The 16122-nt window shown below is 63.6% G+C and carries 13 protein-coding genes; 6 read left to right on the top strand and 7 right to left on the bottom strand.

The features are described 5' to 3' along the window. Nucleotides 1-26: 26 nt before the first annotated feature. The 7 genes from ATH90_RS26895 to gshB form a co-directional block, all read right to left on the bottom strand. Nucleotides 27-1298, bottom strand: coding sequence for a dihydroorotase (locus ATH90_RS26895; RefSeq protein ID WP_098467514.1), 1272 nt, complete (start codon nucleotides 1296-1298; stop codon nucleotides 27-29). Beyond that, complete coding sequence (locus ATH90_RS26890) at nucleotides 1295-2299, bottom strand: aspartate carbamoyltransferase catalytic subunit (protein WP_025857712.1); 1005 nt, start codon at nucleotides 2297-2299, stop codon at nucleotides 1295-1297. The genes ATH90_RS26895 and ATH90_RS26890 overlap by 4 nt, the downstream gene beginning before the upstream one ends. Nucleotides 2300-2323: 24 nt before the next feature. Beyond that, nucleotides 2324-2830: a bifunctional pyr operon transcriptional regulator/uracil phosphoribosyltransferase PyrR gene (pyrR, locus tag ATH90_RS26885; RefSeq protein ID WP_098467513.1), complete on the bottom strand. Its 507-nt coding sequence runs from the start codon at nucleotides 2828-2830 to the stop codon at nucleotides 2324-2326. A gap of 72 nt (nucleotides 2831-2902) precedes the next feature. Beyond that, the gene (ruvX, locus tag ATH90_RS26880) at nucleotides 2903-3340 is read right to left on the bottom strand and encodes a Holliday junction resolvase RuvX (protein WP_005792259.1); all 438 of its coding nucleotides are present in this window, start codon (nucleotides 3338-3340) and stop codon (nucleotides 2903-2905) included. After that, nucleotides 3340-3909 carry a YqgE/AlgH family protein gene (locus ATH90_RS26875; protein WP_034110680.1) on the bottom strand — a complete coding sequence of 190 codons (570 nt, stop codon included), beginning with the start codon at nucleotides 3907-3909 and terminating at the stop codon, nucleotides 3340-3342. The genes ruvX and ATH90_RS26875 overlap by 1 nt, the downstream gene beginning before the upstream one ends. 112 nt (nucleotides 3910-4021) lie before the next feature. Beyond that, entirely contained in the window at nucleotides 4022-4927 is a 906-nt protein-coding gene (locus tag ATH90_RS26870; protein ID WP_069078776.1) for an energy transducer TonB, read from the bottom strand. Nucleotides 4928-5034: 107 nt separating this feature from the next. Next, nucleotides 5035-6006, bottom strand: coding sequence for a glutathione synthase (gene gshB, locus ATH90_RS26865; protein WP_034109940.1), 972 nt, complete (start codon nucleotides 6004-6006; stop codon nucleotides 5035-5037). Between the two features lie 239 nt (nucleotides 6007-6245). Here gshB and pilG point away from each other — a divergent pair, with 239 nt between their 5' ends. The 6 genes from pilG to ATH90_RS26835 all read left to right on the top strand — a co-directional run bounded on the left by pilG (nucleotide 6246) and on the right by ATH90_RS26835 (nucleotide 16095). After that, nucleotides 6246-6653, top strand: a complete 408-nt coding sequence (pilG, locus tag ATH90_RS26860) for a twitching motility response regulator PilG (protein WP_034109939.1) — start codon at nucleotides 6246-6248, stop codon at nucleotides 6651-6653. Between the two features lie 46 nt (nucleotides 6654-6699). Then, on the top strand, nucleotides 6700-7065 hold the full coding sequence (pilH, locus tag ATH90_RS26855) for a twitching motility response regulator PilH (RefSeq protein WP_014720320.1): 366 nt from the start codon (nucleotides 6700-6702) through the stop codon (nucleotides 7063-7065). Between the two features lie 12 nt (nucleotides 7066-7077). Next, a complete protein-coding gene (locus ATH90_RS26850; RefSeq protein WP_034109936.1) occupies nucleotides 7078-7602 on the top strand; it encodes a chemotaxis protein CheW in 525 nt (174 codons plus the stop codon). Next, nucleotides 7599-9650 (top strand): methyl-accepting chemotaxis protein, encoded by a 2052-nt coding sequence (locus ATH90_RS26845; RefSeq protein ID WP_098467512.1) that lies wholly within the window; start codon nucleotides 7599-7601, stop codon nucleotides 9648-9650. The genes ATH90_RS26850 and ATH90_RS26845 overlap by 4 nt, the downstream gene beginning before the upstream one ends. A gap of 177 nt (nucleotides 9651-9827) precedes the next feature. Continuing rightward, on the top strand, nucleotides 9828-15647 hold the full coding sequence (locus tag ATH90_RS26840; protein WP_098467511.1) for an Hpt domain-containing protein: 5820 nt from the start codon (nucleotides 9828-9830) through the stop codon (nucleotides 15645-15647). After that, a complete protein-coding gene (locus ATH90_RS26835) occupies nucleotides 15640-16095 on the top strand; it encodes a chemotaxis protein CheW (protein ID WP_010207210.1) in 456 nt (151 codons plus the stop codon). The genes ATH90_RS26840 and ATH90_RS26835 overlap by 8 nt, the downstream gene beginning before the upstream one ends. The last annotated feature ends 27 nt before the right edge of the window (nucleotides 16096-16122 follow it).

Here is a 16122-nt window from a genome sequence, read left to right as displayed (position 1 = left end):
GCCGTGCCCACATTGGATGTGTTCTATCAGGCCTGGTAGCTGATGCGTCCGTCCACCAAGGTGTAGCGCACCGTCGCCGGCAGGCTATGGCCGATGAACGGGCAGTTTTCACCCTTGGACAACCACCGCTCCCCGGCAACCGTGGAGCTGGCTGGGTCGAACAGCACCAGGTCCGCCGCCGAACCCACCGCCAGCTTGCCCGCAGGCAGGCGCAATGCCTCTGCCGGGCCGGCGCCCAGGCGTGCCAGCAGCGTCGGCAGGTCTAACAGCCCGTCTTCCACCAACGTCATCGCCAGCGGCAGCAACAGTTCGACACTGCTGATACCTGGCTCTGTCGCACCAAACGGTGCCAGCTTGGCATCCCGCTCATGGGGCTGGTGATGGCTGGAGATCGCCGAGACCACCCCAGACTTGACCGCCGCACGCAAACCTTCACGGTCGGCCAGGGTGCGCAGTGGCGGTTGCACGTGATACAGGCTCGAGAAGTCGATCAGCGCTTCATCCGTCAGGATCAATTGATACAGCGCCACGTCCGCCGTTACCCGCAAGCCACGGGCCTGGGCCTGGGCGATCAAGGCCACGCCCCGGGCGCTGGTCAGCTGGCTGAAGTGCGCACGCACGCCGCTTTGTTCCACCAGCAGCAGGTCACGGGCCAGGGCCACGGTTTCGGCGGTTTCCGGAATACCCGGCAAACCGAGGAAGCTGGCCACGGCGCCTTCGTGGGCCAGGCCGCCTTCGGCCAGGTCGCGGTCCTGGGAGTGGAAGATCACTGTCAGGTCGAAGGTGGCTGCATATTCCAGGGCGCGCAACAGCGTACGGGTGCTGCGGAAACTCTCCAGGCCGTTGCCGAAGGCCACGCAACCGGCGTCACGCAAGGCGATCAGTTCGGCGAGTTGTTCGCCTTCCAGGCCTTTGCTCAGGGCGCCGATGGGGAACACTTTGCAGTTGCCGGCTTCACGGGCGCGGTCGAGGATCAACTCGGTCACGGCCGAGGTGTCCAGCACCGGTTTGGTGTGGGGAGGGCAGCACAGGCTGGTGACGCCGCCGGCCGCAGCGGCGCGGGTTTCGCTGATGATATTGCCCTTGCGGCTGTAGCCCGGCTCGCGCAGGGCGACGTTAAGGTCCACCAGGCCAGGCGCGGCCACCAGGCCTTTGGCGTCGATCGTCTCGCTCGCTCTGAAGCCTGCCGGCGCGGCGCCGATGGCGATGATCTTGCCGGCTTCCATATGAAGGTCGGTGACGTGATCCAGGCCGCTGGCTGGATCGATGACTCGGGCGCCGAGAATGCTGAGTTTCACTGGGCGTTCTCCTGCTCGAATTGACGTTGTGCGGTTTGTCCGCTCATGGCCATGGACAACACCGCCATGCGCACGGCGATGCCGTAGGTCACCTGGTTGAGGATTACCGACTGGTTGCCGTCGGCCACCGCCGACTCAATCTCCACGCCGCGGTTGATCGGGCCCGGGTGCATCACGATGGCATCCGGCTTGGCACCCGCCAGGCGTGCGGTTGTCAGGCCGAACAGGCGGTAGAACTCGCCTTCGCTCGGCAGCAGGCCGCCGGCCATGCGCTCGCGTTGCAGGCGCAGCATGATCACCACGTCCACATCCTTGAGGCCCTCGGTCATGTCGGTGTAGACCTTCACGCCATACTGCTCGATACCGATCGGCAGCAGGGTTTTCGGTGCAATCACGCGGATGTCCGGGCAGCCCAGGGTTTTCAGGGCCAGCATGTTCGAGCGTGCGACCCGCGAGTGCAGGATGTCGCCGACGATGGCCACCGAGAGGTTTTCAAAGCTGCCCTTGTGCCGACGGATGGTGAGCATGTCGAGCATGCCCTGGGTCGGGTGGGCATGACGGCCGTCGCCGCCGTTGATGATTGCGACTTGCGGGCACACGTGTTCGGCGATGAAGTGCGCAGCACCGGAGTCGCCGTGGCGTACCACGAACATGTCGGCGGCCATGGCTTCCAGGTTGCGCAGGGTGTCGAGCAGGGTTTCGCCCTTGCTGGCCGACGAGGTGGACACGTTCAGCGTGATCACGTCGGCCGACAGTCGCTGGGCCGCCAGTTCAAAGGTGGTGCGGGTGCGGGTGGAGTTCTCGAAGAACACATTGCAGATGGTCTTGCCGCGCAGCAGCGGGACCTTCTTCACAGCCCGGCCACCGACTTCGAGAAACGAATCGGCGGTGTCGAGGATTTCGGTCAGCAGTTCGCGGGGCAAACCGTCGAGGGACAAGAAGTGTTGCAACTGACCCTGAGCATTGAGCTGCAGCGGGCGCTTGGCATCTAGAGGCGTCATCGCGGGGACTCTTTACAAGGCGGTTTAAAGGGCGAGGTCTTGCAGTTCGAGTTCGAGCGGCGTGGGACCGGACAATTTTACCCGCTGGTGGCCCTCCAGCGACAGTGTGGCGCCGACTACATCCGGGCTGATCGGCAATTCGCCGGCGTCCAGGTCCAGCAGGCACACCAGGGTCACGCTGGCGGGGCGGCCGTAGTCGAACAGCTCGTTCATGGCGGCGCGGATCGTGCGGCCGCTCATCAGCACGTCGTCGATCAGCACCAGGTGCTGACCTTCGATTTCGAACGGCAGGGCCGATGGGCGTACTTGCGGGTGCAGGCCGTTCTGGCTGAAGTCGTCGCGGTAGAACGACACGTCCAGCGTGCCCAGGGGCGAATCACTGCCCAGTGCTTCCAGCAGCGCCTGGGCTACCCATACACCGCCGGTACGAATGCCGATAAAGCGTGGCTCGCTGATGGCACGGTGTTGCAGATGGGCGGTGAGGCTCGTCGCCATCTGGCTGATCAGTTCGGCGGGATTGGGCAGGCTCATGGGTGCTCCTTCTAGGCCTCGCGTAGGCAAGGTCCGGGCTCAAACGTAAAAAGACGCGGCAAGCCGCGTCAGTCAGGATTCAAATAAAGCGGTGTTTTCATCCAGCCAACCCTGCAACAGCAGTGCGGCGGCGATGGCGTCCACGGGGTTGTCGCGGTAGCTGCCTTTCTGGCCGCCACGGTCGCGACGCTCACCCTTGGCTTCAAAGGTGGTCAGGCGCTCGTCGTGGGTATAGAAGGGCAGGTTGTAGCGGCCATTGAGGCGGCGGGCGAACTTTTCGGCGCGCAGGCACATGTCGCTGGGGGTGCCGTCCATGTTCAGGGGCAGGCCGACCACCACGGCATCGGGCTTCCATTCTTTAATGAGGGCTTCGACCTGGTTCCAGTCCGGTATGCCGTTCTGGGCCTTCAGGGTGCACAGCTCCCGGGCCTGGCCGGTGATCACCTGGCCGACCGCTACGCCGATCTGTTTGGTGCCGTAGTCAAAACCGAGGATCAGACGCAGAGCCATCAGGCGTGCCCCGCCTGGCTGGTCAACAGGCTGAGGTTGACGCGCAACTTGGCCGCGGCCGCTTCCAGGCGCAGTTCGCTGGGAGTGTTGAACAGGATCTGCGCGTCGAAGGGGCAGGTCAGCCAAGCGTTGCTGGCCAGTTCGGCTTCCAATTGGCCTGCTTCCCAGCCCGCATAGCCCAGGGTGATCACACTCTGCTCAGGGCCAACGCCGTCCGCGATGGCGAACAATACGTCCTGGGAGGTGGACAGTGACACGCCTTCCAGGTCGACCGTGGCCTGGAACTTCGGCCCGGTGGGGTGCAGCACGAAGCCGCGATCGGTCTGCACCGGGCCGCCGATGTAGATCGGCACGCTCTGGCAGCGGGCCGGTGGATCAATCTCGGGGCGCAGTTGCTCCAGGATATCGGCCAGGTTCAGCTCTTGCGGGCGATTGATGACCAACCCCATGGCACCATTGGCGGTGTGCTCGACGATGTAGGTCAAGGTCTGCGCAAAGTTCGGGTCGGCCATATGGGGCATGGCGATCAGGAATTGATGCTTGAGGTAGGTCGGGCTGACATTTTTCATGTCCGCTAGTGTGGCGGTGGAGGGGCGAACTGACAAGCTGGTGATGCAGACAAGCCCACCTTTGATGTCGAACACATCACCTGTGGGCGCTGGCTCCTGCAGGAGAGGTGTGTCAGTTGCTGGACAGGCGGTCGCCCTTGGCGAACTTCCAGGTGCGGATGATTTCCAGGCGGTCGACGTCATTCAAGTCGCCGCTGAACGGGGCAAAGGGCGCAGCCAGGCGCACGATGCGCTGCGCGGCCTGGTCCAGCAGCGGCTGGCCGGACGACTCCAGTACCTGTACTTCATATAACGTACCGTCGCGGTTGATCGACACCAGTAAGCGCAAATTGCCATAAATCTGCTGGCGTCGCGCCTCATCCGGGTAGTTGAGGTTGCCGATACGCTCGACCTTCTTGCGCCATTCGTCCTTATACCAGGCGCCTTTGTCACGCATGGTCGACGCGGCGTTCAGCCGGTAGATGCGCGGGCGCTTGGCGTACAGCTGCTGTTCGTTGGCCAGCTCGGCTTCCAGGCTGGAAATTTCATCGGTCAGCGTCGAACTGTCGAAGGTCGGCGCCGGCTTCACGGGCTCAGGCCTAGGTTCGGTCTTGGTTTTTTCGCGCTGGGTCGGGGCTTTTTGCGGCTTGGGCGCGACGGTGGTCACCGCAGCCTTGGGCGCGGCCTGCTTGACCTCGGGCTTGGGGGCCGGCGGCGGGGTGACTTTGTTGACTTTGTTGTCCTGGAACGGCGCCACTTCGGTGGTCTTGGGTACGGCCTTCTTGTCGAGGGTGCCGCTGCCTTGCTGATTGTCCTGGGCGAGGAAGTCAGCCTTCTCGGGTTTCTTTTCGCTTTTGAAGGTGGCGAGGGTGATTTCCAGGGTTTTGCTGATCTGCTTGGGTTCAACCAGGGTGAATCCCACGCCGAGGATCAGGGCCAGGTGAATCAGTGCTGCCAGGAACAGGGTAAATCCGAGCCGATCAGCCGGGCGCACGCCGCTGTGGGAGAGTTCGGGGGGCAGATCGGACGGGAGTGTCATGACAAAAAAACCAACATCGCGCGTTTCAGGGTTCGGCATGATAGCGCAATGTTGGTTTTTAGCTTCAAGCGACAAGTTACAAGCTGCAAGCCTGAAAGCGGCTCGCCTTAAACTTGCGGCTTGGAGCGTGCAACTTGCAGTTTTTCGGCAATCACGGCCATCAGCATTTCGCCGATATTGGTGCCGAAAGCATTGTCGATCTCGCGAATGCAGGTCGGGCTGGTGACGTTGATTTCGGTCAGGTGTTCACCGATCACGTCCAGGCCGACAAACAGCAAGCCTTTTTCACGCAGGGTCGGGCCCACCTGGGCGGCGATCCAGCGATCCTTGTCCGACAGGGGGCGCGCTTCACCACGGCCACCGGCCGCCAGGTTGCCGCGGGTTTCGCCGGCCGCCGGGATGCGTGCCAGGCAGTAATCCACCGGCTCGCCGTCGATCATCAAGATGCGCTTGTCGCCGTCCTTGATGGCCGGCAGGTAGGCCTGCCCCATGATCTGCTGGGTGCCCAGGGCGGTCAGGGTCTCCAGGATCACCGACAGGTTCGGGTCGCCGGCGCGGTGACGGAAGATCGACGTGCCGCCCATGCCGTCCAGCGGCTTGAGGATCACATCACCGTGCTTGGCGGCGAACTCACGCAGCACGTCGGCGCGGCGGCTGACCACGGTCGGCGGTGTGCACTGCGGGAAGAGGGTGGCAAACAGCTTTTCATTGCAATCGCGAAGGCTCTGCGGCTTGTTGACGATCAGTACGCCCGCGCGCTCGGCCTGCTCCAGCAGGTAAGTGGAGTAGACGAACTCCATGTCGAACGGCGGGTCCTTGCGCATCAGGATCACATCCAGGTCGCTCAGCGGGCTGTCGATTTCGTCCGACAGCTCGAACCACTTCTCAGGGTTGGCAAACACCTGCAGCGGACGCATGCGTGCGCGGGCCTCGCCGTCACCCTGGTAAAGATCGCGCTGCTCCATATAGAACAACGTCCAGCCGCGGGCCTGGGCGGCCAGGAGCATGGCCAGCGAGCTGTCCTTTTTATAGGAGATGCTGGCGATAGGGTCCATGACAATGCCGACGCGAACGCTCATGGGGGATTTCCTCTAGCAAATTAGGGCGCATAAAAGTGGCGTCAGAGTGGCGCTGTGGCTGTTGTGGGTCAAGGAAAAACCACCTGGCCGGTTGCTCGATAGATTGCGCCCGGAGACTGTGCTAAAAAGACTGCCACGGCGCAGCAGCCCTTGAATTCCAAGGCTTGCGGCGCTCATCCTGTGCAACATCAGGCAGTACACACCGAAAACCGATTCGCTGTGGCGATGGCAGAGCAGATATGGAACAGCATTCCAACGCCTTGAGAGTGATGGTGATCGACGATTCGAAGACGATCCGCCGCACCGCTGAAACCTTGTTGAAGAATGTGGGGTGCGATGTCATCACGGCCATCGACGGTTTCGATGCCCTGGCCCGGATTGTTGATCATCACCCGCACATTATTTTTGTCGACATCATGATGCCGCGCCTGGATGGCTATCAGACCTGCGCGCTGGTGAAGAACAACCCGGCGTTCAAGTCGATCCCGGTGATCATGTTGTCCTCCAAGGACGGCCTGTTCGACAAGGCCAAGGGGCGCATCGTGGGTGTCGATCAGTTTTTGACCAAGCCTTTCAGCAAGGAAGAACTGCTGGGTGCGATCAAGGCCTACGTGCCTGCTTTCGCCGCAGTAGAACAAGCACACTGACACCGCCTCACAAGGGCCGGCGTCCACCTATGTAGTGGGGAAAACCATGGCACGTGTTCTGATCGTCGACGATTCGCCGACCGAAATGTACAAACTGACCGGCATGCTGGAAAAGCATGGCCATCAGGTTCTCAAGGCCGAAAACGGCGCAGACGGCGTGGCCCTGGCCCGCCAGGAAAAACCCGATGCCGTGCTGATGGACATCGTGATGCCGGGCCTCAATGGCTTCCAGGCCACCCGCCAGTTGTCCAAGGAGCCGGAAACCAACGGCATCCCGATCATCATCATCACCACCAAGGACCAGGAAACCGACAAGATCTGGGGGGCGCGCCAGGGCGCCAAGGATTACCTGACCAAGCCGGTGGATGAAGAAACCCTGATCGCCACCCTCAACAAGGTGCTGGCTGGCTGACGGTTCGCCATCATGACCGAGTCGCAAACCGCCTTCGAGCTGCTGCTGGACATCGACCGGCGTTGCCGCCTGCTGGCTGCCGACCTGCCATCCCAGGAAACCCGCCTGCAACGCTGGAGCGGGATCGGCTTTCGCCTGGGCCAGCACTGGTACGTGGCGCCCATGGGCGAAGTCGCCGAAGTCCTGCATGAACCGCGCTGCACCTTGATGCCAGGGGTCAAGGCCTGGGTCAAGGGTGTGGCCAACTTGCGTGGGCGCTTGTTGCCGGTGATGGACCTGGGTGGGTTCCTCGGCCTTGAACTGTCGAAGGCGCGCAAACAGCGGCGCGTATTGGTGGTGGAATTCAACGACTTGTTTTTCGGGCTGCTGGTCGACGAGGTGGTGGGGATGCAGCATTTTGAACAAGACGCACTGCTGGCGAGCCCCGCTCCCGGTGCACCGTTCATCCAGGGCCAGTTCGATGGCGACCAGCAATGGCAGGTCTTCAGCCCCTTCGCCCTGGCCCAGGCCCCAGGCTTCATGGATGTTGCCGCATGACCACCGCTACCACGCCAAAACCTCAGGCCGGCTCGCGCAGCCGCTCGCAGATCATCGTGCTGTTCATTGCGTTGATCGTGTTCATCATGTTGTTGTTCGCCAACTTTGCGTACCTCAACACCCAGTCCACCTATGACAAACAATACATCGGCCACGCCGGTGAGCTGCGCGTGCTGTCCCAGCGCATCGCCAAGAACGCCACCGAGGCCGCCGCTGGCAAGGCGGCTGCGTTCAAGCTGTTGGGCGATGCGCGCAACGACTTTGCCCAGCGCTGGGGTTTCCTGAAAAAAGGTGACCAGGAAACCGGCCTGCCTGCCGCGCCGAGTGCGGTACGTGCCGAAATGCGCGCAGTGCAGACCGACTGGGAAGCGCTGCTGAAAAATACCGACGCAATCCTCGCCAGCGAACAGACGGTGCTGTCGCTGCACCAGGTTGCCGCGACACTGGCCGAAACCGTGCCGCAACTGCAGGTGGAGTCGGAAAAGGTCGTCGACATCCTCCTGCAACGGGGTGCCCCGGCCAGTCAGGTGGCGTTGGCCCAGCGCCAGTCACTGCTGGCCGAACGCATCCTCGGCGCGGTGAACACCGTACTGGCCGGCGACGAAACCGCCGTGCAGGCCGCCGACGCCTTCGGCCGCGATGCCAACCGTTTTGGCCAGGTGCTCAACGGTATGCTCCAGGGCAACCCCGGCTTGCGCATCACCCAGGTCGAAGACCGCGACGCCCGTGCGCGGCTGGCAGAAATCGCCGAGCTGTTCGAGTTTGTCTCCGGCTCCGTGGATGAAATCCTTGAAACCTCGCCGCAACTGTTCCAGGTGCGGGCATCGGCGAGCAATATCTTCAACCTGTCGCAAACCTTGCTCGATGAGGCGTCGCACCTGGCCACCGGGTTCGAAAACCTGGCCAGCGGGCGCAGCTTCGACACCATTGGCGGCTATGTGCTGGGCTTGTTGGCGCTGACCTCGATCATCCTGATCGGCCTGGTGATGGTGCGCGAGACCAACCGCCAATTGCACGAAACCGCCGAGAAGAACGAACGCAACCAGAATGCGATCATGCGCCTGCTGGATGAAATCGAAGACCTGGCCGACGGTGACCTGACGGTGACGGCCTCGGTGACCGAAGACTTCACCGGCACCATCGCCGACTCCATCAACTATTCCGTCGACCAACTGCGCGACCTGGTCGCCACCATCAACCTCACGGCCGGGCAGGTCGCCGGGGCGGTGCAGGACACCCAGGCCACCGCCATGCACCTGGCCCAGGCGTCGGAACACCAAGCCCAGCAGATCGCCGAAGCGTCCACTGCGATCAACCAGATGGCCCAGTCCATCGACCAGGTGTCGGCCAACGCCGCAGAGTCCTCGGCCGTGGCGGAGCGCTCGGTGGAGATCGCCAACAAGGGCAACGAAGTGGTGCACAACACCATCCACGGCATGGACAACATCCGCGAGCAGATCCAGGACACCGCCAAGCGCATCAAGCGATTGGGCGAGTCTTCCCAGGAGATTGGCGACATCGTCAGCCTGATCGACGACATTGCCGACCAGACCAATATCCTCGCCCTCAACGCCGCGATCCAGGCGAGCATGGCCGGGGATGCCGGGCGTGGTTTTGCCGTGGTAGCCGATGAAGTACAGCGGCTGGCCGAGCGCTCGTCGGCGGCGACGCGGCAGATCGAAACCCTGGTGCGAGCGATCCAGGCTGACACCAATGAGGCGGTGATTTCCATGGAGCAGACCACCACCGAAGTGGTGCGCGGCGCGCGGCTGGCCCAGGACGCCGGGGTAGCGCTGGAGGAAATCGAAGGCGTATCGAAAACCCTGGCGGCGCTGATCCAGAGCATCTCCAACGCGGCACAGCAGCAGACGAATTCGGCGGGGCAGATTTCCCTGACCATGAACGTGATCCAGCAGATCACCACCCAGACCTCGTCGGGCTCCACCGCGACCGCCGAAAGCATCGGCAACCTGGCGAAAATGGCCAGCCAGCTGCGCCGGTCGGTGTCGGGGTTTACCCTGCCACCCCCCAAACAAGTCGATGATTGAAATGCTATCTAAAGAACACCACAGTCCCAATGTGGGAGCTGGCTTGCCTGCGATGGCGGTAGTTCAGTTGCGGGCGTATCAGCTGGTAGGTCGCTATCGCAAGCAAGCCAATTCCCACGGTTGAGCGCCATTGTTCTTGGCAACACCAGCAACCCATGAATTCTAAGCGGAGCAGTTATGGTTGATCGGCACGACTACGTGGCCCTCGAATGGGTCAAGGGCGACATTGCCGAAACCCTGAAGCAGGCCCGTTCGGCGCTCGACGCGTATGTCGAAGCCCACGACAGCGACGCCATCAGTGAGTGCCTGGGGTGCATCCACCAAGTGCATGGTGCGCTGCAGATGGTCGAGTTCTACGGCGCGGCCCTGCTGGCCGAGGAAATCGAAGAACTGGCCCTGGCCCTGCAAGCCGCAGGCGTGAGCCAGCGCGACGAAAGCATCCGCCTGCTGCAACAGGCCCTCAACCAATTGCCGCTGTACCTGGACCGTGTGCACAGCGCCCGCCGTGACCTGCCCCTGGTGGTGTTGCCGCTGCTCAATGACCTGCGCAGCGCCCGCGGTGAAAGCCTGCTGTCGGAGACCAGCCTGTTCAGCCCGCAACTGCTGACGATAGCGCCGCTGCCCGATGAAGCCCTGGCCCAACGCGCGGTGCCCGACCTGAAGGAACAACTGCGCCAATGGCACCAACTGCTGCAACAAGCCCTGGCCGGGCTGCTGCGTGAGGACCATGGGCCCAGCAACCTGGAAGACATGGCCCGAGTGTTCGCGCGCCTCGAAGCCTTGTGCCAGGGCGCGCCATTGTTGCCGTTGTGGCAAGTCACCTCGGCGCTGGTCGAAGGCATGCTCACCGGCGTGATCGCCAACAGCCCGGCGCTGCGCAGCCTGCTCAAGGCCAGTGACAAACAGCTCAAGCGCCTGTTGGCGCAAGGTATCGGCGGGATCAACCAGTCGGCGCCCGACGAATTGCTCAAGAGCCTGCTGTTCTATGTGGCCAAGGTCACCCGGCCGACGCCACGCATGCAAAGCCTCAAGGAACGCTACGGCCTGGATGAAGCCTTGCCCGACAGCGCGGTGGTCGATGCCGAACGCGCACGCCTGGCCGGGCCGGACCGCAATGCCATGGGCTCGGTGCTGGGGGCCTTGTGTGAAGAGCTGGTGCGGGTCAAGGAACGCCTCGACTTGTTCGTGCGCAGCGACCGGCAGCACACCAATGACCTGGATGCATTGCTGGCTCCGCTGCGGCAAATCGCCGATACCCTGGCGGTGCTGGGGTTCGGCCAGCCGCGTAAGGTCATCATCGACCAGCTTGCCGTGGTGCTGAGTTTGACCCAGGGCCAACGCGAGCCGAACGATGCAGTGCTGATGGACGTCGCCGGTGCCTTGCTCTACGTCGAAGCCACGCTGGCCGGCATGGTCGGCACCGTCGAACCGGAAAGCCGCGAAGAAAGCCGCCTGCCCACCACTGACCTGACCCAGATCCACCAACTGGTGATCCGCGAGTCCTGCCAGTGCCTCAAGCAAGCCAAGGAACTGGTGATCGACTGCATCGAAGCCGATTGGGACCGCCAGCGCCTGGAGTCCCTGCCGGAACTGCTGAGCCAGGTGCGCGGCGCCCTGGCGATGATCCCGTTGCCCCGCGCGGCAAGCCTGATGCGTGGCTGCACGGATTACGTCGACGAACAGTTGATCGGCAACGATGCGCCGCCTTCAGAGATGCAACTGGCGCATTTCGCCGATGTGGTCAGCAGCGTCGAGTACTACCTCGAGCGCATGCTCCAAGACCCCGATGCCACCGGTGAGCGTGTGCTGGAACTGGCGAGCCAAGGCTTGGCTGCCCTGGGTTACCTGCCCGCCGAGAAGCCCTGGCGCCAAGCCTTGGTTGCGCCGGAGGGGGCGCTTTCGGCAGAGGTCACGCCGAGCCAGTCCCAGTTCGACGCGCTGGCCAGCCCCACCTCGCGCCTGAACCCGCCTGCCCTGCAACGCCCCGGCAGCCTGCTGCCGCCACCGGCCGGCGAAGAGCCCATCGACGATGAACTGCGCGAAGTCTTCCTTGAGGAAACCGACGAAGTCCTCGACGTGCTGCACCGTTACTTGCCCAACAGCGCTGACAAGACCGCCCAGGGTGAAATGCGCCGTGCCTTCCACACCCTCAAGGGCAGCGGCCGCATGGTGCGTGCCCTGGTGCTGGCCGAGCTGGCCTGGGCTGTGGAAAACCTGCTCAATCGTGTACTGGAACGCAGCGTGGCCCTGGGCCCCGAGGTGCAGCAGGTGCTGGACGAGGCGGTCGCCTTGCTGCCGGAGTTGATCGCGGACTTTGCCATTGGCGACCAACGTCAGCGCGATGAAGTCGACGCCCTGGCCGCCCGTGCCCATGCCTTGGCCAGCGGTACCCCAGTGCCAGCCGCCGAACCCTATGACCCAATGCTGCTGGAGATCTTCCGCAACGAAGCCCAGAGCCACCTGGACAGCCTCAACCACTTCCTGCAACAGGCCGCCGAGCATGTGCCGCTGCAAGTCAGCGATGAACTGCAACGTGCCCTGCACACGCTCAAGGGCAGCGCCTACATGGCCGGCGTTTTGCCCATCGCCGAGCTGGCGCGCCCGCTGGACCACCTCACCCGCGAATACAAGGCTCACCGCCTGCCGCTGGACCTGGACGAAGTGGAGTTGCTGCTCGAAGCCGAGGGCCTGTTCCAGCGCGGGCTGCGTGATCTGGACAACGACCCCCTGGCGCCGATCAGGGGCGCAGAGGCCCTGATCAGCCGCACTCAACGCCTGCTGGACCACCAGCTTGAAGCGTTGCTCGACGCACCGCATACCGGCCTGCGTATCAAGCGCGACCCGCAACTGATTGCCAACTTCCTGGCCCAGGGCATGGACATTCTGCTCGACGCCGAAAGCCTGCTGCGGCGCTGGCAACAGCACCCCGGCGAACGCCAGGAACTCACTGCACTGCTGGACGAACTGACCACACTGGGGGAGGGCGCGCACGTCGCCGACCTGCACGCCATCGACGAACTCTGCGAAGCCCTGCTCGACCTCTATGGCGCGGTGGAAGAGAGTAGCCTGGCCGTGAGCGAGCGGTTTTTCCACGAGGCCGAGCAGGCCCATGAGGCGCTCATCAGCATGCTCGACCAGCTGGCGGCCGGCCAGGAAATCAGCCTGGCGCCGGCACGGGTCGAGGCCCTGCGCGAGCTGCTGGATGAAGCCCTCGACCCGTCCGCCACCGGCCTGATCAAAAGTGACGGCAGCCGGGTCCTGAGCATTTCCGAACTGGGCGCCGCCACACAGCAGTTGGATCACGACACCGCGATGGACGACGAGATCGTCGAGATCTTCCTCGAAGAGGCGGTAGACATCCTCGACAGCGCCGGGCAGTCGCTCAAGCGCTGGTTGCTGGAGCCCGACAACGCGGCGCCGTTGTCGTCGTTGCAGCGTGACTTGCACACCCTCAAGGGCGGAGCACGCATGGCCGAAATCGGCCCCATTGGCGACCTGGCCCATGAGCTGGAATGCGTGTACGAGGGGCTGGTGGACCGTCGCTTCAGCTATTCCACCGAGCTGTCCCACGTGCTGATGGCCAGCCACGAGCTGCTCGCCTTGCAACTTGAAGAGCTGCAGCATCACCAACCCTTGAGCGACAGCGCCGAGCTGATTGCCAAGGTGCGGGCGTTGCGCCAGGGCAACGCGCCTGCTACCCCGACCGAAGCGCCGCCAGCGTCCGGCGCCGATCCCGAGCTGCTGGATATCTTCCTCGAAGAAGCGGCCGACATTCTCGACAGCTCCAGTGCCGCGTTGTCGCGCTGGCAGGCCGAGCCTGGCAATCGGCAGGAGGTGGAAACCCTGCTGCGCGACCTGCATACCCTCAAGGGCGGTGCGCGCATGGTCGAGATCGCGCCCATTGGCGACCTGGCCCATGAACTGGAATTTCTCTACGAAGGTCTGTCTGCCGGCTTGCTCGCGCCGTCGCCGGAACTGTTCGCGTTGCTGCAGGGCTGCCACGACCGCCTGGCGCAGATGATCGACGCGGTAACGGACGGCTTGCCGGTCGGCTCGGTGGACAAGCTCATCGAGCGCATCAAAAGCCTGGTGCACCCAAGCGCCGAGCCAGTGACGCCAGTGGCGTTGCCAGCGGGCAAGACGGACGCTGTCGTCGACCCGGCTGCCGACATGGTGAAGATCTCTGCCGAGCTGCTCGACGACCTGGTCAACCTGGCCGGTGAGACCTCGATCTTTCGCGGCCGCATCGAGCAGCAAGTCAACGACGCCCGCATTGCCCTCACCGAAGTGGAAACCACGATCGAACGCATGCGCGACCAACTGCGGCGTCTCGACACCGAAACCCAGGGCCGCATCCTCAGCCGCCAGCAAGCCGAGGCCGAGCGCCTGGGCTACGAAGAATTCGATCCGCTGGAAATGGACCGCCACTCGCAGTTGCAGCAATTGTCCCGTGCGTTGTCCGAGTCCGCCTCTGACTTGCTCGACCTCAAGGACACCCTTGAGCGCCGCAACGAGGACGCGCACGGCCTGTTGCAGCAACAGGCGCGCATCAACACCGAGTTGCAGGAAGGCCTGATGCGCACGCGCATGGTGCCGTTCGAGCGCATGCTGCCGCGCCTCAAGCGCATCGTGCGCCAGGTGGCCGGTGAGTTGGGCAAGGACGTGGAGTTCATCGTTGGCAATGCCGAGGGTGAGATGGACCGCAACGTGCTGGAGCGCATGGCCGCGCCGCTGGAGCACATGCTGCGCAATGCCGTCGACCATGGCCTGGAGTCGCGTGATGCGCGGCTGCTGGCCGGCAAGCCCGAGAAAGGCCGTATCACCCTGGACCTGACCCACGAGGGCGGCGATATCGTCTTCGACATGCGTGACGACGGTGCTGGCGTCCCCCTGGAGGCTGTGCGGCGCAAGGCGATCAAGCGCGGCCTGCTCGACCCGAATCAAGAGATCAGCGACCGCGACGTGTTGCAGTTCATCCTGCAGCCGGGGTTCTCCACGGCGGAGAAAATCACGCAGATTTCCGGGCGCGGCGTGGGCATGGACGTGGTGCACGAGGAAGTGCGTCAGCTCGGTGGCTCGATGGTCATTGACTCGACGCCGGGTGAGGGGGTGCATTTCCGTATTCGTTTGCCGTTTACCGTGTCGGTCAACCGGGCGCTGATGGTGCAGTGCGCGGACGACCAATACGCGATCCCGCTCAATACCATCGAAGGCCTGGTGCGGGTGCTGCCCCACGAGCTAGCGGGGCATTACCAGCAAGACCCGCCGTGTTATGAATACGCTGGCCAGCGTTACGAACTGTTCTACCTGGGTGACCTGCTGCACACCGTCAGCCGCCCGAAACTGCTGGGCCAGTACCAGCCGGTGCCAGTGCTGTTGGTGCAGTGCAACGAGCGGCGCGTGGCCGTCCATGTGGACGCGATGGCCGGTACCCGAGAAATCGTGGTCAAGGGCCTGGGGCCGCAGTTTGCAGGCGTGCAAGGCTTGTCGGGCGCGACCATCCTGGGCGACGGCCGCGTGGTGCTGATCATCGACTTGCTGGCGCATATCCGTGCGCGCCAGCCGGCCTTGCCGGCCCAGTTCGTTGACGCGCCGCTGGTCCTCAACGACCCGCTCAAAAAGCGCCCGTTGCTGGTGCTGGTGGTGGACGATTCGGTCACCGTGCGCAAAGTCACCAGCCGCCTGTTGGAGCGCAACGGCATGAACGTGCTCACCGCTAAAGACGGCATCGATGCGCTCGCCGTGCTTGAAGAGCACACCCCGGACCTGATGCTGCTCGACATCGAAATGCCGCGCATGGACGGCTTCGAAGTCGCCACCCAAGTGCGCAACGACCCGCGGCTGATGCGCCTGCCGATCATCATGATCACCTCGCGCACCGGCCAGAAACACCGCGACCGCGCCATGGCCATCGGCGTCAACGACTACCTCGGCAAGCCGTACCAAGAGTCGGTGCTGCTGGAAAGCATCGCCTACTGGAGCAAGTCCCATGCTTGACCACCGCACCAGTCAACTCACCGGCCTGCTCCTGCCCTTGGCCGACCGCCACCTGGTGCTGCCCAACGTCGCCATCGCCGAGCTGATCGACTTCCAGCGCGGCGAACCGGCCAGCGATGCGCCGCCGTGGTATCTGCGGCAAGTGACCTGGCGCGATCGACAAATACCGCTGATCAGCTTCGAAGCGGTGTGCGGCGAAGCGAGTGTGACCGGCGAACGCTCGCGGATCGTGGTGTTGAATGCATTGGGTGGGCGGCCGACGTTGAAGTTTATTGCGCTGGTGATCCAGGGCATTCCACGGTCGTACAAGCTCGACAGTGAGTTGAGCTATGTGGACGTGCCGCTGTGCCCGCTGGAGCTGGCGGCGGTGCAGGTGGGCGAGCATGTGGCGAAGGTGCCGGATTTGATGGGGCTTGAGGCACTGCTGGTAGAGTCCGGCCTGGCCTGACAGTGACCCACTGTAGGAGCGAGCTTG

The organism is Pseudomonas lurida, assembly GCF_002563895.1.
Classification (GTDB): Bacteria; Pseudomonadota; Gammaproteobacteria; order Pseudomonadales; family Pseudomonadaceae; genus Aquipseudomonas; species Aquipseudomonas lurida.
This window is presented reverse-complemented; position numbering and strand designations above follow the sequence as displayed.